The sequence below is a fragment of the Mesorhizobium sp. P2_C4 genome (genome assembly GCF_056404575.1).
In genome coordinates, this window is the sequence record NZ_JBFUDT010000003.1 from 513,168 (window position 1) to 531,923 (window position 18,756).

Below are 18,756 nucleotides of genomic sequence, written 5' to 3' on the forward strand. Positions count from 1 at the left end.
AACATAACGCCCCTTGCATTCCGGGGCGAACTCAGCCATATGCAGCCCATAGGCGCTTGGGCCGGGAGATTCCGGCCTTCTCGACGAAATGAGACTGGTTGCGTCTGTTTTCCCTCTTTCCGGTTGTTCGGCAAGGTGGCGGAAAAGCCCCGTGGCATGATGCCTGCGGGCACGACAGCGCAGCCGAGTGGACGATACCGTCCGCCCGCCTTGTCGTTTCATATCAATTTTTTCGACGGCAGGTTGCGCCCTGCCGCATCGATGTTTGCGGCTAAGGCCGCGTGAAAGAAGACTATTTTGACCAACGAAAACACTTCTGCCGGTAACACCATTTCGACCGGCAACACTGCTGAACTCACCGGTTTCGCAGCCCTTGGTATCTCCGGCGCGCTGCTCAAGGCGACGCATGGCGCCGGCTTCACCGAGCCGAAGCCGATCCAGATGCAGGCGATCCCGCCGCAGATGGAAGGCCGTGACATTTTCGGTATCGCCCAAACCGGTTCGGGCAAGACGGCAGCCTTCGCGCTGCCGATCCTGTCGAAGATCATCGCTCTCGGCACCAAGCGCCGGCCGAAGACGGCGCGTGCGCTGATCCTGGCGCCGACGCGCGAACTCGCCGTGCAGATCGAGGACACCATCAAGATCCTCGCCAAGGGTGCACATGTCTCGACCGCGCTCGTGCTTGGCGGCGTCTCTCGCTTCAGCCAGGTGAAGAAGGTTGCTCCCGGCGTCGACATCCTGATCGCAACGCCCGGCCGGCTGACCGACCTGGTGCGTGAAGGCGACCTCATGCTTGCCGACACCAAATGGCTGGTGCTGGACGAAGGCGACCGCATGCTTGACATGGGCTTCATCAACGACGTCAAGCGCATCGCCAAGGCGACCGCGCCCGACCGTCAGACCGTGCTGTTCTCGGCGACCATGCCCAATGAAATCGCCGAACTGGCGAAGGGCCTGCTCAAGAACCCGATCCGCGTCGAAGTTGCACCGCAAAGCACAGCGGCGGCCGAGATCGTGCAGGGCGTCGTGTTTGCCCGCACCAAGCAGAAGCGCCAGGTGCTGTCGACGATGCTCGCCGACGAGGCAATGAAGTCCGTCATCATCTTTTCGCGCACCAAGCATGGCGCCGATCGGGTGACCAAGGACCTCGAGCGCGACGGCTTCAAGGCCGCCGTCATTCACGGCAACAAGTCGCAGAACGCCCGCCAGAAGGCACTCAACGATTTCCGCGAGGGTTCGGTGCGCATTCTGGTGGCGACCGACATCGCGGCGCGCGGCATCGACGTGCCCGGCATCAGCCATGTGGTGAATTTCGACCTGCCGGACGAAGCGGAGAGCTATGTCCACCGCATCGGCCGCACTGGCCGTAACGGCATGGACGGCATCGCGATCACGCTTTGCGATCCGTCCGAGAACAGCAAGCTGCGCCAGGTCGAGCGCATCATCCGCAGCAAGCTGCCGATCGTTGCCGACCATCTCGGCAGCCCCGATCCGCAGCGCAACCCGGCTGAAAAGAACGAGCGCTTCGAGCCGGCCAACGATCGCAACGACCGCAATGGCCGTCGTGACGGCAGGCGGCCCGGCGGCCAGAACAGCGGCAAGCCGCGCTTTGGCGACAAGCCGGCGTATGCCGGCGAGCGCAAGCCGGAAGGCGCCAAGCCCTTCAAGGGCAACAACAAGCGCCGCTTCGGCGGCAAACGGCCCGCGGCGCGGGCTGCGTAAGCAGAACGAGCTCCGGCTGGCCAGGCTTGGCTTTGCTGAACAGAAAAAAGGGCGACCGGAGCGATGCTTCGGTCGCCCTTTTCGTTTGGCGGGGCGCGCATCGTTCGACGTGCCGGATCGCTACTCAGTAATCGCCTTGACCCAGACGACGATCCGCTGCGCCAGGAAGGCCGTGGTCGAGGGCGACATCGCGTCGCCGGCAATGACGTGGTCGTCGGGATCGCCGTTGTCATCGACCGGCACCAGTTCGTGCGCAGCGCCCCAGCGTCCGGCGATTTCTCGGGTACGATCTTCGCGCACCACCTTGTCGGAATCCGAAAAAATGAACAAAGCCGGGATGGTCGCCTTCTCCACCGGCGCGCCATAGGCAAGCTCGGTCAGCGCCTGCATCGGCAAAGTCGCTTCGATCGGGTAGCGGTAGGTCCAGAATTTTTCGTGCAACGCATTGCGCGGCACGAAGCTGTGCTCCTTGCCGGCGACCAGCCTGGCGATCTGCCGGCCCCACGGCAGGGTCAGGATTTCGGCGCCCGACGCCTTGACGCCGAAGTTCGGCGAAATGAACGCGATCGCGGCAACGCCGTTAGACGCGCCCGGCTGCGTCGCGGCCCACACCGCCAGCGAACCGCCGGTCGAGGTGCAGATAACGATCACCTTGTCGCCGATCGCCCGGCCGATGGCGAGTGCTTCCTCGTAGTCGTTGATCCACGCATTGACGCTGCCTTGCGTCATCGCCGCACCGTCCTGCCCGTGACCGGTGAGGCGGGTGTAAAAGAGATTGGCGTCGAGCTGGTCGGCGACGTCGTCGGGCAGCGGACGAACTTCGCCCCTCGATGCCGAAAACCCATGGATGTAGACGATCGCCAGCGGTGTTTTGGCGTGAACCATCGGATTGGCCCAGATGATCTCTTTCTCGAGCCCGTCGCGGATATTGGGCACCGCCGCTTCTTCACGCGCGAGATAGGCCTGCGGATCGTCGCCGATCCCCTTGGGATCGAAACGGATCGTCGTGTCGACCGGAACGCGCGGGCCAAGCACGAAGGCCAAAGCGAGGACGACAAGCAGGCCCAGTACCGCAAGCACGATCCGTCGCCCCATCGCAGACTCCACGCAAGACTTGTCAGCCTATGGCTGTGATTGCAAACAGACAACCGGCATCCCGCCGATGACGGGGTCGCCAAATTTTACGAACGGCTCTATTCGCTCGGTGGCTTGCGGTCGTAGTTGAGCGGTCGCGCCGGCCAGCGGATCGCGGTGCTGATGAACCAGCGGCAAAACGGCCTCGGCAGGATGCTGAGCAACTTCAGACCCCAGCTCAGCCGGCGCGGAAATGTGACTTCGAACCCGCCGGATTTGATGCCTTTGGCCATGCGCCGCGAAGCCCGGTTGACCGGCATCAGTCCGGGCATCGGGAGCATGTTCTTTTCCGTCAGCGGTGTATCGATGAAGCCCGGGTTCATCACCTGGATGCGGACGTTCATCTTGTCGAAATCGTATTTCAGCGATTCGGCCAGGATGTTGATCGCCGCCTTGGTGCCGCCATAGGCGGCGGTGGTCGGCCAGCCGAAATAGGCGGTGACCGAACCGACGAGGACGACATGGCCGCGGGCGCGCACGCGCATGTACTCGATGACCGGCACCAGGCCGTTTATGATGCCGAAATAATTGACGTCGAAAGACCGGTGGAAATCGCGGATGGCGAGGTCTTCGCCGGGGGTCGCGATGTAATTTCCGGCGTTGAACACGGCCAGCACGATCGGGCCGAGATCTTTCTCGATTGCCGCGACCGTCCTCGCCATGCGCTTCTCGTCGGTGACGTCGCAAGGATAGGCCGTGACGCGACCCGGCATCTGCGCCGTCTCGACCACAAGCGTGTCGATCGGGTCGTCGTCAAGCGCGGTCACCGCGACGGCATAGCCTTGCGCGGCGAGATCCTTGGCCAGCGAACGGCCAATGCCGCTGCTGCCGCCGGTGATCCAGGCGACGCCGTGTTTCGGGTTGGCCCGATAGAGTGTCATGCTGCGCCCTGCGAGACTGTTGCTAGTGCTCTAGCGGCGAAGGAATTGAATGAAAAGAGCGCTTTTCGGCACACGGTTGAAATGAATGCCGGGACGCAACTGCTGTTTCGGAAAATTGCAGTGCCCGAAATGCGACTGTGCCAGTCGATTCTTGCCTTGAAACCGAAGCCTTGGGTTTCTAGGGTTCGCCGCACGCTACATAAGGATTCCTGGATGCCCCGTTCTGTGATCGAAGCGATCGGCAACACGCCCTTGATCCGCCTCAACAAGGCCTCGGAAGAGACCGGTTGCGAGATACTGGGCAAGGCCGAATTCATGAACCCGGGCCAGTCGGTGAAGGACCGCGCCGGCCTGTTCATCATCCGCGACGCCGAACAGCGCGGGCTGTTGAAACCGGGCGGCGTCATCGTCGAGGGAACCGCTGGGAATACCGGCATCGGCTTGACGCTGGTTGCCAAGGCGCTGGGATACCGCACCGTCATCGTCATTCCCGACACACAGAGCCAGGAGAAGAAGGACACGATCAAACTGCTCGGCGCCGAGCTGATCGAAGTGCCGGCCGTGCCCTACAAGAACCCCAACAACTACGTGAAACTGTCGGGACGCCTGGCCGAGCAGATGGCGCGGTCGGAGCCGAACGGGGCGATCTGGGCCAACCAGTTCGACAACGTCGCCAATCGCGACGGCCATATCCGCACCACGGCGCAGGAAATCTGGAACCAGACCGGTGGCAAGGTCGATGGTTTCGTATCGGCGGTCGGTTCCGGCGGCACGTTGGCGGGCGTCGGTTTCGGGCTGAAAGCCAAGAGCAAGGACGTCAAGATTGCGCTCGCCGACCCGCTGGGCGCCGCGCTCTACAGTTATTACACCAGCGGCGATCTGAAATCCGAAGGCAGCTCGATCACCGAAGGCATCGGGCAGGGGCGGATCACCGCCAACCTTGAGGGCTTTACGCCGGATTTCTCTTTCCAGATTCCCGACGAGGATGCGTTGCCGATCGTCTTCGACCTGGTCCAGGAAGAAGGTCTGTGCGTCGGCGGCTCGACCGGCATCAACATTGCCGGCGCCATCCGCCTGGCCCGCGAATTGGGCCCCGGCCATACCATCGTGACCATGCTTTGCGACTACGGCACGCGCTATCAGTCAAAACTGTTCAACCCGGAGTTCCTGCGCGAGAAGAACTTGCCGGTGCCGGGCTGGATGGAGCAGCGCAGCACAATTTCGGTGCCGTTCGAGAAGGTCGTCTGATGGCGCACAAGACCGAAGCGCTGTTTCGCGACGACGCCTATCTGAGGACAGCCGAGGCAACGGTCGTCGCCATCAACGATCGCGGCGGCATCATCCTCGACAAGACGATCTTCTACGCCACCTCAGGCGGTCAGCCGGGTGATACGGGCACGCTGGAGCGCGCCGACGGCAGCCGCATCGCCATTGCCGCGACCATCACCGGCGAGACCAAGGACGAGATCATCCACGTGCCGGCGCCTGAACAGGCGGTTGCTGCCGTTGGCGAGCGGGCGAAACTCGTCATCGACTGGGAACGTCGGCACCTTTTGATGCGCATGCACGCAGCCTGCCACCTGCTCACCGTCGTCTGCCCGTTCCCGATCACCGGCGCCTCGGTTTCCGAAGACGACAGCCGTGTCGACTTCGACGCTCCGGATGCCGGCTTCACCAAAGAGGAGGTGAGCGCCGGTTTGATGGCACTGGTGCGGGCCGATCATCCGATCTTTGTCAGGCTGATCACCGACGAGGAGCTGGCCGCCAATCCCGGGCTGGTGAAATCCAAGAATGTCCGCCCGCCTGTCGGTACCGGCAAGATCCGCCTGGTCTGCATCGGCGACAACGCTTCGATCGACAGCCAGCCTTGCGGCGGCACGCATGTAAAAAGCACCGGCGAAGTCGGCGAAATCCATATCGGCAAGATCGAGAAGAAGGGCCGCGAGAACCGGCGCTTCCGCATACGCTTTGGACCGATGCCGGCGGGCTAAGGCGGCTACCTTTCGCCGAACGCCCAATCTAGAGCCTTCCATCCCGATGGAATCAGGATGGGGCTCTATCTTCTTGTTTGAGCATGATCTCTGGACAAAACGGTTCCCGTTTTTGTCCGAGAAAACCAAATTCCACTTTTCGCGATCATGCTCTAGGCAAGATGGCGGAAACTGGAAGGCGGTCGCGCCACCCACGCTTCGATCTGCTCCGTGACGAACTTGGCTGCCTGATGGTGGATGAAGTGACCGGCGCCGGGCAACGCCACCAGTGAGCTCACATTGTCGACCTCGCGGAACGTGCCGTCAAAGGCGCTGGCTGGAACATAGGGATCGTCGGTGCCGAACAGGACCAGGGTTGGCGCCTTGACGAGAGGCAGCTGCCCGATATCGGGCACTCTGCCAAGCGGTATGTTTGCCCTGTAGTAGCCCAGCATTGCTTCCGGATCGGATCGCCTGAGCGCGTCTATCAAGGCCTGCCTGTCGTGCGGATCGGTGACCCAGCTGGCGAGTTCGTCTATGTTCAGCATCTGGGCCGCGCCCGGGACCTGGAAACGGCGTATGTACCCCGTGATCTCGGCATTGGCCGGATCGGCAATGGCGCGCAGATGATTGCGCGGGTGCGGCGTCGACAACAAGATGAGATGGCGTACGACCTGCGGCACGCGTATGGCCAGCCACCATGCAATGATGCCGCCCCAGTCGTGGCCGACAATCGCGGCCTGGGTCAGCTTTTCAGCCGCGAGAACGGCCAGCACGTCATTGACCAGATGCGTCAGCACATAGTTGCCGTAACCCTGCGGCGCATCGCTTTGTCCGAAACCCCGCAGGTCCGGCGCGATGACGCGATAGCGGCCGCAAAGCGCTTGCATCTGCCGACGCCAGCCCATGCCGTGATCGGGAAAGCCATGCAGAAACACGATCGGCGGGCCAGAGCCCGCCGCCGTGTAGTGCAGTTTGACCCCGCCGTTGACCGCGGTCCTGGATTCGAACTCCGCCCCCAAGCTCACCGGATGCCGGCCGCCGCCGTCACATCTTGACTTCGAGGCGAAGGAACGGTCCGTGGAAGGTCTGGGTGCTGCTGTCCGCATTGATAAGCAGATTATGCCACTGCTCGATCTTGTACCCGGCCGTAAAGGTGGCCCCCTGGAGGGGCGTCCAGCTCAAGCCGGCAGAGGCGTCGACATTGGTGACTGTCTGGCTGGAGGACTCGCTGAACAGCGTGCCGGAGCCCTGTGCACCCGTTGTGAAGTCGTATCTGTATCCCTCGCGGTTTTCGCGACGGCCCCACATGACGGAACCGGAAACCGCGCCTGTCAGCCCCCAGGTTTCGCCCACCGGGTAGTATGCTTCGGCGCCAATACGCGGGCCAATGCCCCAATATTCCGACGATCCAATCTTGTCGAAGGTACCGCCCTTGTCGGCCGGATTGTCCGGGACGAAGCCTTCGGAGAAAACAACTCTTTCATCCGAATGCACCAGACGCAGACCGCCAAAGAAGCGGATATCGGCGGCCTGAACCTTGACGTGCTTGCCGACATCGAAATCGAACGCCTGGAAGTTGTAGTCGTCGCCGTAGCCTACCGTCAAAAAGCCCGGTGTGCCGCCATTTATCTGGCCACCCACGTCCCAGGAGCGGTTCTTGCCCAGGTGAAACGCGCCTGCAAGGCGCCAGTCCATGTCGGAAGAAATCTGCTTGGTCAACGCGATCGAACCTGAGAAGTCACCATTGCTGTTTCCAAGCTTGTCGGTGCCGCCGGTCTTGTCGTCCTGGTGGACGTTGTTTTGAAAAAACGCGCCCTCAAAGGCGATCTTGACGCGTGAATCGATCACCGACGGGTCCGTGATCTTCGCATCCTCCGCGTGCGCGGCAACCACGCCCGCGGAAGTCACCGAAGCAGCAGACGCCGCTACAGTCGCCAACAGTTTACCAGGTGCCCGAGCCCGCATACTTACCCCCGTCTAGAATCCTGCCCCAAAACCAACATTACAGACATAACCTAACGGTACATTGCAGCAAGTACGGCCAGCAACTTTGCAGGGTGGTGTTGCTGCTTTGCCACGGTGCCTCGGTAGCGCCGGTGGACAGATGTGGTAAGCGTCGCCCAGGGGCTGACCGAGCCTCGGCGGACAGGGGGTTTGGTGGACAATCCAGCGCAAATCGAAAGCGTGCTCAACAACCTTGTCTATGCGCTTTTCGCTCAGAGCGGGGAGGTGGGGCCGAATGGCAAGGCCCGAGATCTCGGCAATCTGACTGTCTTCGACAATCCCGAGGCCGTCGACTTGATCGTCAAGGCGCCGGAGCTCTTCCGAAAGAACTTCTCCTTGATCTCGGCCCTCGGGTTCAGCCGCTTCAACACCAATGACGAGGACTGGTCTGTCCGGCGCGCCATCACCCAGGATATTTACCTGGCGGCCGCCAGGCCGGCGCAGCAGCATCCCGTGGCGGAAGTCTATGCTGCCGGTCTTTCCGGCACCAACGCGACGCTACCTGCGATCCAGCAAGCCCTGTTCGCGGCGTCGATGACGATATTTTACCGGGCTTTCGGCCTTGTTCCCGATATGGCGGCCACACTCTTGCTGCTCGACAGGGTGCGCGATGTGTTGAGGCGTCTCCAATATTATTCCTGGGTGACCCCGACGACCGCCGAGCGCGCGAACGCCATCCAGGATGCCCGCGCGGTGATCGCCGATTTCGCATCGCTGCTGATGGCGGATTCCCGGGCGGCGGCCGAGATGGACCGCTTTAGAAGCGAGGCCCGCGACCTTGAAGGCTTTTCGCCGGTGGAGGAGTTCGTCATGAATTTCTTCGCCGGCGTCGAGACCACGGTAACGACCGTACTTTGGGTAATCGATCGGCTGGGGGCCAACCAGCAGGTGCAGGAGCGCATCCATGCCGAGGTCCTCTCAGGCGAGGCGCACACGCCGTACACCGATTGCTTGATCAACGAGACGATGCGTTATTTCCCTCCGATACCGTTTCTGACCCGCGAAGTCGCCGCCGACACGACGCTCGACGGCCGCGATCTACGCGCCGGGCAGCTGATCATGGTGTCGATCATCGGCGTGCACCAGCATCCAGCCTTCTGGGAAAACCCACGCACCTTCGACGCCAGCAGGAAAGAGTTCATCGAGAACAGCTTCGACCGACGGGCTTTTATTCCGTTCCTAACCGGACCGCGCATGTGTGGTGGCGCGCGTCTCGGCCGGTTGGAAGTCAAAGAGGCTGTTCTCGCGATAATCCGTCAGTTCGCCTTCAGCCGTGCCGACGATGTGATCCGGTTCGACTATGGGTTGGCGCTACGGCCGGCGGAGGGGGCTTCGGTCGGTGTTTCGCGTCGATGACGCCAAGTCAGGCATGTTCCTGCCAGAACCGCCGGATATAACCCCCGAATTGCCTTCCGATCATGGTCTTGAACTCGACATCATGCGCATAGCGCTTGCTTGTCGATATGGCTTTTGACTTCAGCGCCAAGCGCGGGAACCAGGTGCTTATTGTGGCGGATGCGTTTTCCTGCTGGTCCGCGATAAAGTCCTCGTAGAAGACATGAGCCACCCTACGGCGATCAACTGTGTTCAGGTAATTTTTCCACCTGATTTCGCTATCGAAAATATACTGTGCGGTGTCCCGCGCAACTTTCTCGCTCAAAATTGTCACCGTGGGAATCCCAGGCAGCTTCTCCTGGCTGTCGAACGGCTGGCCCGTGTGGAGCATCGAAAGCAGACTGATGGTCTGATCTGTCTTGTTTCTCCTCGAGAGGAAAACGTAGAACGAGTTGTCGTCGTCATCGCCGATTGAACTGTGTGCGAATGGCAGGTTCTCATAGAAGATCTTGGCGCTGAAAACGCCGTTCTCGGTCCTTTTCTCCAGGAGATGGCGACCGTAGGCAGGCGCCTGCTGATTGAGTTTTTCAAGGTCCATTGTGCCGTCGATCGACCACCGTCTCATCAACGGCAAGGCATACTGCCACTGAAAATACTCAGTGGGTATTCCCAGACCGAACTGCTGCAGGACCCGACAATAGGAATGCCCGGCCGTTCGCGGAGTCGTGCAAACCAGGATCTTGGCGGGATTTTCGACCAAGCTTTGGCGGTCGTAAGTCTCGGCGATGAACTTGCTGTATAAATCGTCGAATTGCATTTCCGGAATCATCCCCGCCACGACGGATCCAGTTTCAGACGGCAGACAGAAAACCCAGGATGAGCAGGGCCTGGTCCAGTGTCATCAGCGATGGCGGATTGCCCGCACCGATATTGTCGACAAGTCCCAGATCTGGCCGTATCACCCGCGTGCGGTCAATGGCCTGCCTGTCGATGAAATGGCTGTCACGGCCGTACATCAGCAGAATGCGGGCATCGATCTTTGCCGCGATCGGAAAAAGATCATATTCGCGTCCGGTCATAGCCCCGAAATTTCCAGTCGTGGCCGGGTCGTAGGCCAACCGGAAACCATCCTGACTGGCCGAGATCCTGTTCTCGACATAGCGGTTAAATACCGCTTCCTCGACTGAGCCCATGACGGCCCTGGTGGCGCCCAGATAATCCTTCGCCGCTGCGTGGGTCTCGAACACCAGCGTACTTTCCTTCATGACTTCGTTTCTCATCGCGTCGACCTTCGGCCCGCCGAGCATTGGCACGTCGTTGAGAACGATTTTCGCGGCCTTGGAGCGTGTCATGTGCATAAACAGAAGCAAAATCGTGCCGCCCCACGAAGTACCGATGAAGTGGTTCTCCGTACCAGCGAACTCACCGAGTGCACGCATGCATTTGGAGTAGACGTTGATGTCGTATCCTGAACCCAGATACGCGCTGCGCCCGCGTCCCAACAGGTCCGGGCAGATCACCAGGAAGCCGTTACGGCACAGGAAAGTGGCGAGGTAGTCAAAGTCGGCGCCGTTGCCGGTGAAGCCGTGCAGGCAGAAGACTGTCGCACGCGGCGTGCCGGCAGGCCGCCAGATGCGCACGAACATTGCGGCATAACGGTCATCCAGCCGGATGAGAATCTCCTGCGTCAGCGCCTCGGCGGATTCGACCGATTGCATCAGGCGTCGCGCTTGCGGACGGCACGCTTGACCGAGCCGCGGTTGTCGATGAAGTCGCGTTTCCAGAATACCGATTTGTCGAGGTTGATGAGTTTGGCTTTTTTGATCAGCGGCAGGATATGGGACGAGGATCGCGTCGCCAGCACCGTCACCGCTGTGGCATCGCCATCGGGGAAGGGATTAAGCGGCCCGCCATTTATTGCCCAGGCCTCGGCTATCTCGCGGCTGGTCTGGATCCAGCCGACATAAGCGACGATGGCATCGTCGATCGAGCCGATCATGTGTGTCTGCTGATCCAGCTGGTAACGAAGCGACTTCACCATGAGGCCGAACTCGTAGCCGTCAAAAGGCGGATAGTGCGCAATGAAGTTGCAGACAAGTCCGAGCGAAACCGGATTGCTGGGAATGCGGGAAAACAGAAGATTGCTCATGCCTAGATTATTGACCCCGCCTACCCCAGATCATAACGATCAATCCGTACTCGCCACGAAACACGAAAACAATCGGTATCAACGGACTGCGGCAGCGAATGTCGCGCGCTCGGAACGCATCCAGATTGTCAAGCCAAACAAGTTTTGCCGAGGGCGGAGCAGGAGAAGAAAAATGGCCGAAGACAGTCCTTTCACCGTCGACGCGGATTGGTTGCAGAAGCGTCTCGGCGAGCCCGGCCTGACGATCGTCGATGCCTCCTGGTATCTGCCGGCACAGAAGCGCGACGCGCGCGCCGAATATGAGGCGGCGCACATTCCGGGCGCGCGGTTCCTCGATCAGGACGCGATCTCGGAACCGGATTCACCGCTGCCGCACACGCTGCCATCGCCGCAGCATTTCGCGCAGTATGTCGGCGCGATGGGCATCTCGGCCGACGACACCATCATCATCTATGACGGTCCGGGTTTTTTCTCCGCACCGCGGGGGTGGTGGATGTTCAGGGTGATGGGCGTCTTCCAGGTCTACATTCTGGATGGCGGTTTCGATCGCTGGAAAGCAGGAGGTCGGCCGGTGACGGCTGAGCCGACCAGGATCGCTCCAAACGTGTTTCATGCCGATTTTGACGCCGCACGTGTCGCCAGCCTTGCCGACATGCGCCGTATCGTCGAGACGCATGAGAGCCAGATCGCCGACGCCCGCGGAGCAGGCCGCTTTACCGGCGTCGAGCCCGAGCCCCGCGCCGGTATCCGCTCCGGTCATATGCCGGGTGCGCGCAACGTGCCGGCATCGGCGCTCTCGGAAAATGGCGAGCTTCTGTCCAGGGACCGCTTGCGCAAGGTAGTCGAGGACGCCGGTATCGACCTGTCGAAGCCTGTCGTCACCTCTTGCGGGTCAGGTATCACGGCGGCTGCGATCACGCTGGCGCTGGAAACGCTTGGCCATACGGACAACAGGCTCTACGACGGCTCATGGACGGAATGGGGCGGGCTCGGCGATACGCCCGTGGTGATGGGCAAGGAATGATTCTGATGGAAAACGGCGCGCTGGACGACATCGAGGTGACGGTGACGTTTCTCGAAATGCATGTGCCGCCGGCCTATTCGCCGCCGCTACCCTACAACAGGCAGATCGCGCTGTTGAAGACCAAGGACATTCCGCTGCATTTCTACCGCTACCTGATGGATCGGGTGGGGCGCAAATGGCACTGGGTCAACGTGCTCAGGCTGGACGATGACGAGCTTGCGGCCGGCATCCATCGCGAGGACCGCGACATCAGGGTGCTTTATGTCGACGGTGCGCCGGCCGGATTCTTCGACCTCAAGCCGCATCTGCCGGAGGAAGTCGAGCTCGCCTATTTCGGCATGATGGAACACGCCACCGGGCAAGGCATCGGCCGCTGGTTCCTGGGGGCGGCGATCGCTGCAGCGTGGTCGCACGGGCCGAAGCGGGTGACGGTGCAGACCTGTACGCTCGATCATCCGGCAGCCTTGCCGCTCTACCAGAAACTCGGCTTTACGCCGGTGGCGCAAAAGAAGGAGGTGGTGCATCCGCTGCCTTTCCTGGAGCGCTCTGCCAGCGTCATGCGACCTTGATTTCTCCTCCACACTGAACTGTCCGTTCATCGGCGCTTCAGACTGGTTTTGCCATGTTGGCGACACGACCAATGCGGCCATCGGATCGAGGCCGAAGGAGAACAAGACATGCTGACCCGACGCACACTTGCCGCGGCACTGATCGCAGCCCTTTCCATGCCGACCCTTGCTCTCGCCCAGGCGACCACGCCATCGGCGGCAACGATCGAGCGCCAGTTGGAGGCGGCGCCCCGGGTGAAGCTGCGCCCCAACCAGCGCGTCACCATCCGCGAATTCAAGAAGCGGCCGGATCTGCGTCGCATGGCGCGTTCGATCGACATCCAGTCGATCAATTTTGCCTTCGGCTCGGCGGCAATCTCCGAGACGCAATACGGCAAGATCGAAAACATCGCCGATGCGCTTGAGCGCATCCTGCGCCGCGATCCCGGCGCCCGCGTGCTGATCGAGGGTCACACCGACGCCGTCGGCTCCTTCCAGTCGAACCAGATCCTGTCGGAGCAGCGTGCCGCCTCGCTCAAGCGGACCCTGGTGCGCGAATTCGGCGTGCCGGGCTACGCGCTCGAAACCGTCGGCTATGGCGAGGAGTTTCTGCTGGTGCAGACGCAGGACGAGAACTGGCGCAATCGCCGGGTGACGCTTCGCCGCTTCGACGATTTTATTCGATAGGCCGTTCCAGCATCCTGGAGCGACACTGAAAACGAGCCCGGCTTGAATGAGCCAGGCTCTTTCCATATCGCTGGTCATTCGGAGCTCATGGCGATGGAAGGATCGGACGATGGCGATACGAGTGGTGATGGCCGGCGCGACCGGCTGGGTCGGCAAGGCGCTGGTGCCGGCGATCGGGGCGCAAGCCGACATGACGCTGGCGGGCGCGGTTTCGCGCAGCGGCGCCGGACAGGATTGCGGCCTGCTGGTTGGTGTGCCGGCTAACGGTGTGATCGTTTCCGCTTCGCTGGCGCAAGCGCTGGAAGCGTCGTCCGATGTGCTGGTCGACTACACCAAGCCGGATGTGGTGAAGGACCACACGCTGCTGGCCATCGAAAAGGGACGCCATGTGGTGATCGGCACGTCCGGACTGGGGGCCGCCGACTATGCCGAGATCGATGCCGCGGCGCGCGCCAATCGGGTCGGCGTGCTCGCAGCCGGCAATTTCTCGATCACCGCCACGCTGATGAAGCGCTTTGCGCTGATGGCGGCGAAATACGTGCCGGATGTCGAGGTCATCGACTATGCCAGCGCCAGAAAGCCTGACGCGCCGTCCGGCACCGCACGCGAGCTTGCGGAGGCGCTGGCCGAAATCCGCCAGGCATCGACCGCGCGGCCAATCGCCGAGGTCTCCGGCGTGCCGGGAACACGCGGTGCTGCGGTCGGCGCCGGCGAGGGGGTGCAGGTGCATGCGCTTCGGCTGCCATCCTACATCCTGTCTTGCGAGGCGCTGTTCGGCCTGCCCGACGAGCGGCTAACCATCCGCCACGACGCCGGCTCGTCGGCCGCTCCCTACGTGGCCGGCACGCTGCTTGCCATCAGGCGGGTGCAAGAGATCACCGGACTGGTGCGGGGTCTCGACGCGCTGATGGATTGAGGTTGGCAGGATTCGGGTGGGACGAGCTCAGATCACGGCATAATTTCCGGTCAACGAACACCGGAGATTTAGCCATGCCCATCCAGTTCAAAGCCTTGCCGACCGAAGATGTGAGAGCCTTGCAGCGCCGCGCCGCTGATGCCTACGGCCGCACACCGGAGCGGCAGATATCCGATGGCGACGGCGTGCCCTGCCGGCACTGCCTGAAGAACGTTGCCGCTGGTGAACCTTATCTCGTTCTGGCCTACCGCCCGTTCCCGGTACTGCAGCCCTATGCCGAGACCGGGCCGATCTTCCTGCATGCCGATGAATGCGAGCGCGCCGTCGAGGCTGAGGCGATTCCCGAAATGCTCGAGAGCAGCGACTACATCGTGCGCGGCTATGGCAGCGATGACCGCATCGTCTACGGCAGCGGCGGCGTCATCCCGACAGATGCCATCCCGGCGCGGGCGCAAACCTTGTTCGAACGCGTCGACATCGCCTATGTCCATGTCCGCTCGGCGCGCAACAATTGCTATCAGTGCCGTATCGAGCGGGCCGACTAGCTCCAAAAAAAGAGCCCGCCGATGGTCTGGCGGGCAGTTGGGGAGCGTGTCCGCGAATTTCAGCAGTCGGCCATTGCCGCTAAAGGTTGTGTGGCGGTGGCAAAGGTCCAGCTGCGGTCGAAGCCGCCGGCTAGACGGACATTCGCGGGCGTTCGTGAAGCGCGGTAGATCGACAGCAATTCCTGCTCGATCGACAGTTCCTGCTTGAGTTCATTCTCGGCCAGCGAGCGAAGCGACGGCATGTTTGCCGAGAGCTCTTCCAGGGGTGTCGCTTCGATAATGGCAATGGCGCTGCGCAGCGTGTAGGCGGCAAGCCCATTGCAGACGGCGGCAAGATAGCGCAGCCGCATTTTCTGCTCATCTGTGTAGACCGGAAGACCGTCGAGCTTGGCCCAGGCCTCGAACAGCATGGCGCGGAACAGATGGCTCAGCCCATCGCTGGTGAAGTTGCGCCGGTGAAAGGCAGTCAGCATGAACTCGTAGAACACATCGATCTTGGGATCGAGAAAGACGTAGTCAGGCTCGAATTCGGTGCCGCGCAGGCGGCCCTCGCGCTGCAGCCGGTCGCGGATCGGCGTCCCGGCATAGGGCAGCATGCGGCAGAAGGGGGCCACCGACCAGCCGTCGCCGATAAAACTTTCCAGGAAGTCGATGTTGATGCGAATGCGCTCGAATGTGGAATCGGGATCGAGCAGCATGAAGCCGAAGTCGAATGACAAATCATGCTGGCGCAGAATGCGGCCGGCCTTGAGGTGGGTTTCCGGCACGATCAGCTTTTCCATCAGCTTGAGGCCGTGCTCGTCGCCGGATTCGACGCCCATGTAGACGTGGGTCAGGCCGCCCGAGATAAGATCGGCGAGCACGTCGTCGCGGATTTCGTCGGAACGGCAGCTGATCTTGTAGGCGATGCGACCGGCAAGCCCGCGGCGCCGCACCGAGGCAGAGATGGCGGTTGCCCAATCGCGGGCGCGTTTTCCGGTTGCCAGGAAATCGTCATCCTGGAACAGGAACAGCCGCACGCCTTCGGTTTCATGGAGCTGTTCAAGCTCGTCGACCACGCATTCGGGGTCGCGCAGCCGGCGCAGTGCTCCGCCTTGTTTCTCGTAGAAGGGGCGTATCGAACAGAAGCTGCATTTCCACGGGCAGCCGCGGCTGCCGAGCACCGAGGCCGTTTCCAGCGGATCGTCGCTGTAGTGGATGGTGCTGCGGTCGGGCCGGGGCAGACTGTCGAGGTCGTCGATGACGGTGCGCAAGCAATTGGCCTGGACGCGGCCGGCCTTGCGGCAGGCAATGCCGTCGAGGCTGGTCCAGTCCTTGCCGTCGGCGACCGCGGCGGCCAGAGCGCAGAGCGTGGATTCGCCTTCGAAACGGACGATCGAATCAAGACCCGCAGCTTTGTCGAGCACCTCGGCATAGGAAAAGCTCGGGTAATGCCCGCCCATCGTGACATGGCCGCGGTAGCCGGAACCGCGCAGCGCGTCGATGACGCCGATATAGGATGCGGTCATGTACTGGAAAATCAGCGAGAAGCCGACAATGTCCGGATGGAACGCCTTTGCGGCGGCAATCAGCCCCGATGTATCGACAGAGAACTCGACCATTTGCGCTTCATGGCCAGCTTGCGCCAGCGCCGACATCAGATAGCGCAGGCCGAGATTGTCCTGGTCTTCGTAGCCGACGAGCAGAACCCGCGCCGGCCGCGCCGACGCATAGGTCTCTGGCTCGAACCGCACCGTCTGCACCGTTTGAAGCATTGCGGTTCCTCCGTTGGCTGGGGCAGGAACGGGGGTCCGCTGGCGGACCCCCGCAATCCGGCTGCTCACTTCTGGCCGAGCTGTTTTTCGACCTGGGCGATCGCTGCGTCCAGGCGCACCTTGGAAGCGTTCATCTCGTGCAGTTGCGACTGCAGCGCTTCCTTAGACATGCGCGAGAAGTCGATCGGCGGCGGGTCGAAGATCGGACCACGCAGCTTGCCGATGAGATCTGCGATCGAAGCCAACTGGCCGCGCAGATCCCAGAAGGGAGGCGGATCGACCGGGTTTGGACCCGGATGGGGGCCGGGCCATGGCCACGGGATGGGCGGCCGGGGCCAGGGAAATGGATGCGGGAACGGATAGGGGTATGGGTAGGGCGCCGGATCGATGATCACCCCGCCAGGGTAGGGCGCGGGATCGGTAACGGGTCCGCCGGGGCGCCGGCCAAGACCAGTCTCGATCGCGGACAATCTGCCATGCAGGTCATCCAGTTTGGCTGCTATTTCGGATATCCCAATTTCCTTCGGTGCCTTGACCATTGCGGTCTCCTCGAATGGTGGGAAGGCGGCCTCTGCCGCCACAGAGCAGCGTCAGTCTAGGCATATTTCGAATTGCGAATGTGAAGTCGCTCACACTTGCTCTGGCGTCGGCCAGCCGGTCGCAGCAAGTATTGATCAAGCGCACCGAAGTCGGTTACGGCTGTCGTACTGCCGTCGCATAGTCGCGCTAGAGAGTGAGTGTCGATCGATTTGCCGACCGCGGATGAACCGGCGGGAAATCTCGATGACCTAGGAAGCGGGGCTTTGGCTCCGCTTTTTTGTTGCCCGCATTTTTCCGCGCCAAGAAAAAGCCCGCCGGAACGAACCGGCGGGCGAGATAGGAGGAAACTCTTGTTTGGTGAAATCAGGCGGCCAGGACCGCCTTGGGCTCGACCAGTTCGTAGCCGAGTGCTTCGGCGACAGCGCGATTGGTGATCTTGCCCCTGTGGACGTTGAGACCATTGCGCAAATGATGATCGTCGATCATCGCCTTCAGGCCCTTGTCGGCGAGCTGCAGGCCGTAATGCAACGTCGCGTTGTTGAGCGCATGCGCCGAGGTGACCGGCACCGCGCCCGGCATGTTGGCGACGCAGTAGTGGATGACGCCGTCGACTTCGTAGGTCGGATCGGCATGGGTGGTGGCATGCGAGGTCTCGAAGCAGCCACCCTGGTCGATGGCGACGTCGACCAGCACCGCGCCCTTCTTCATGCCGGACAGCATTTCGCGCGAGACGAGTTTCGGCGCGGCAGCACCCGGGATCAGCACGGCGCCGACGATGATATCGGCCGAAAAGCACTCTTCTTCCAGCGCCTCGACTGTGGAGTAGCGGGTGTGCACGCGGCCGGCGAAGAGGTCGTCGAGCTGACGCAGGCGCGGGATCGAGCGGTCGATGATTGTAACGTCGGCGCCAAGGCCGGCCGCCATTCTGGCGGCATGCAAGCCAACGACGCCGCCGCCGAGCACGGTGACCTTGCCGGGCAGCACGCCGGGCACGCCGCCGAGCAACACGCCACGGCCGCCATTGGCCTTCTGCAGCGCGGTGGCGCCGGCCTGGATCGACAGGCGGCCGGCGACTTCCGACATCGGCGCCAGCAGTGGCAGACCGCCGCGATCGTCGGTGACGGTTTCGTAGGCGATTGCCGTGACGCCGGAGGCTAGCAGGCCCTTGGTCTGCTCCGGATCCGGAGCGAGATGCAGATAGGTGTAGAGGATCTGGCCGTCACGCAGCTGCACCCATTCGTTGGGCTGCGGCTCCTTGACCTTCACGATCATGTCGGACTTGGCGAACACGTCGGCGGCCGTCTTGGCGATGGTGGCGCCGGCGGCGCGGTAGGCGTTGTCATCGGCGCCGATGCCGGCGCCGGCGCCGGTCTCGACCAGCACTTCATGGCCGTGAGCAACATATTCGCGAACCGAGCCTGGTGTGAGGCCAACGCGGTATTCGTGGTTCTTGATTTCCCGGGGGCAGCCGACGCGCATCTTTTTATCTCCTGATCCGGCCCTTTTGGGCTCGTTCCCTGTTGTTTTCGTGCATGTCGTTGTCC

19 protein-coding genes are annotated in these 18,756 nt (G+C 62.0%); 9 read left to right on the forward strand and 10 right to left on the reverse strand.

Features of this window, described 5'->3' with window-relative positions; genetic code table 11:
- Positions 1-297 precede the first annotated feature (297 nt).
- Positions 298-1,722, forward strand: a complete 1,425-nt coding sequence (locus AC1DX6_RS15070; RefSeq protein ID WP_477314562.1) for a DEAD/DEAH box helicase — start codon at positions 298-300, stop codon at positions 1,720-1,722.
- A 120-nt stretch (positions 1,723-1,842) separates the two neighbouring features.
- Here AC1DX6_RS15070 and AC1DX6_RS15075 read toward each other — a convergent pair whose 3' ends face one another.
- The gene (locus AC1DX6_RS15075) at positions 1,843-2,817 is read right to left on the reverse strand and encodes an alpha/beta hydrolase (protein WP_477314564.1); all 975 of its coding nucleotides are present in this window, start codon (positions 2,815-2,817) and stop codon (positions 1,843-1,845) included.
- 98 nt (positions 2,818-2,915) lie between these two features.
- Complete coding sequence (locus AC1DX6_RS15080; RefSeq protein ID WP_477314566.1) at positions 2,916-3,737, reverse strand: SDR family oxidoreductase; 822 nt, start codon at positions 3,735-3,737, stop codon at positions 2,916-2,918.
- 213 nt (positions 3,738-3,950) lie between these two features.
- On the opposite strand from AC1DX6_RS15080, the gene AC1DX6_RS15085 reads away from it, so the two are divergent.
- Both AC1DX6_RS15085 and AC1DX6_RS15090 read left to right on the forward strand, forming a co-directional pair.
- Positions 3,951-4,985: a cysteine synthase A gene (locus tag AC1DX6_RS15085; RefSeq protein ID WP_477314568.1), complete on the forward strand. Its 1,035-nt coding sequence runs from the start codon at positions 3,951-3,953 to the stop codon at positions 4,983-4,985.
- Positions 4,985-5,728, forward strand: coding sequence for an alanyl-tRNA editing protein (locus AC1DX6_RS15090; protein ID WP_477314570.1), 744 nt, complete (start codon positions 4,985-4,987; stop codon positions 5,726-5,728). Before AC1DX6_RS15085 ends, AC1DX6_RS15090 begins: the two co-directional genes overlap by 1 nt.
- A 152-nt stretch (positions 5,729-5,880) precedes the next feature.
- Here the strand turns inward: AC1DX6_RS15090 and AC1DX6_RS15095 are convergent, their stop codons facing one another.
- The gene (locus AC1DX6_RS15095) at positions 5,881-6,735 is read right to left on the reverse strand and encodes an alpha/beta fold hydrolase (protein WP_477314572.1); all 855 of its coding nucleotides are present in this window, start codon (positions 6,733-6,735) and stop codon (positions 5,881-5,883) included.
- 19 nt (positions 6,736-6,754) lie between these two features.
- On the reverse strand, positions 6,755-7,648 hold the full coding sequence (locus AC1DX6_RS15100) for an Lpg1974 family pore-forming outer membrane protein (RefSeq protein WP_477314574.1): 894 nt from the start codon (positions 7,646-7,648) through the stop codon (positions 6,755-6,757).
- Between the two features lie 168 nt (positions 7,649-7,816).
- Here AC1DX6_RS15100 and AC1DX6_RS15105 point away from each other — a divergent pair, with 168 nt between their 5' ends.
- A complete protein-coding gene (locus tag AC1DX6_RS15105) occupies positions 7,817-9,070 on the forward strand; it encodes a cytochrome P450 (protein WP_477314576.1) in 1,254 nt (417 codons plus the stop codon).
- A 7-nt stretch (positions 9,071-9,077) separates the two neighbouring features.
- Here AC1DX6_RS15105 and AC1DX6_RS15110 read toward each other — a convergent pair whose 3' ends face one another.
- The 3 genes from AC1DX6_RS15110 to AC1DX6_RS15120 are packed head-to-tail and all read right to left on the reverse strand — an operon-like array spanning position 9,078 to position 11,198.
- Positions 9,078-9,887, reverse strand: a complete 810-nt coding sequence (locus AC1DX6_RS15110) for a hypothetical protein (protein WP_477314578.1) — start codon at positions 9,885-9,887, stop codon at positions 9,078-9,080.
- Positions 9,888-9,900: 13 nt separating this feature from the next.
- Complete coding sequence (locus tag AC1DX6_RS15115) at positions 9,901-10,767, reverse strand: alpha/beta hydrolase (protein ID WP_477314580.1); 867 nt, start codon at positions 10,765-10,767, stop codon at positions 9,901-9,903.
- Positions 10,767-11,198, reverse strand: a complete 432-nt coding sequence (locus AC1DX6_RS15120) for a hypothetical protein (protein ID WP_477314582.1) — start codon at positions 11,196-11,198, stop codon at positions 10,767-10,769. The genes AC1DX6_RS15115 and AC1DX6_RS15120 overlap by 1 nt, the downstream gene beginning before the upstream one ends.
- 172 nt (positions 11,199-11,370) lie before the next feature.
- Here AC1DX6_RS15120 and sseA point away from each other — a divergent pair, with 172 nt between their 5' ends.
- The 5 genes from sseA to AC1DX6_RS15145 all read left to right on the forward strand — a co-directional run bounded on the left by sseA (position 11,371) and on the right by AC1DX6_RS15145 (position 14,918).
- Positions 11,371-12,222, forward strand: a complete 852-nt coding sequence (sseA, locus tag AC1DX6_RS15125; protein WP_477314584.1) for a 3-mercaptopyruvate sulfurtransferase — start codon at positions 11,371-11,373, stop codon at positions 12,220-12,222.
- Positions 12,223-12,227: 5 nt separating this feature from the next.
- Positions 12,228-12,791 (forward strand): GNAT family N-acetyltransferase, encoded by a 564-nt coding sequence (locus tag AC1DX6_RS15130; RefSeq protein WP_477314586.1) that lies wholly within the window; start codon positions 12,228-12,230, stop codon positions 12,789-12,791.
- A gap of 108 nt (positions 12,792-12,899) precedes the next feature.
- The gene (locus tag AC1DX6_RS15135; protein WP_477314588.1) at positions 12,900-13,457 is read left to right on the forward strand and encodes an OmpA family protein; all 558 of its coding nucleotides are present in this window, start codon (positions 12,900-12,902) and stop codon (positions 13,455-13,457) included.
- Between the two features lie 109 nt (positions 13,458-13,566).
- Entirely contained in the window at positions 13,567-14,373 is an 807-nt protein-coding gene (dapB, locus tag AC1DX6_RS15140; RefSeq protein WP_477314590.1) for a 4-hydroxy-tetrahydrodipicolinate reductase, read from the forward strand.
- Between the two features lie 74 nt (positions 14,374-14,447).
- Positions 14,448-14,918 (forward strand): DUF1203 domain-containing protein, encoded by a 471-nt coding sequence (locus AC1DX6_RS15145; protein ID WP_477314592.1) that lies wholly within the window; start codon positions 14,448-14,450, stop codon positions 14,916-14,918.
- A 59-nt stretch (positions 14,919-14,977) separates the two neighbouring features.
- Here the strand turns inward: AC1DX6_RS15145 and AC1DX6_RS15150 are convergent, their stop codons facing one another.
- The 3 genes from AC1DX6_RS15150 to ald all read right to left on the reverse strand — a co-directional run bounded on the left by AC1DX6_RS15150 (position 14,978) and on the right by ald (position 18,691).
- On the reverse strand, positions 14,978-16,672 hold the full coding sequence (locus tag AC1DX6_RS15150; RefSeq protein WP_477314594.1) for a B12-binding domain-containing radical SAM protein: 1,695 nt from the start codon (positions 16,670-16,672) through the stop codon (positions 14,978-14,980).
- 65 nt (positions 16,673-16,737) lie between these two features.
- Positions 16,738-17,211, reverse strand: coding sequence for a hypothetical protein (locus AC1DX6_RS15155; RefSeq protein ID WP_477314596.1), 474 nt, complete (start codon positions 17,209-17,211; stop codon positions 16,738-16,740).
- Positions 17,212-17,575: 364 nt separating this feature from the next.
- Positions 17,576-18,691: an alanine dehydrogenase gene (gene ald, locus AC1DX6_RS15160; protein WP_477276019.1), complete on the reverse strand. Its 1,116-nt coding sequence runs from the start codon at positions 18,689-18,691 to the stop codon at positions 17,576-17,578.
- Between the last annotated feature and the right edge of the window lie 65 nt (positions 18,692-18,756).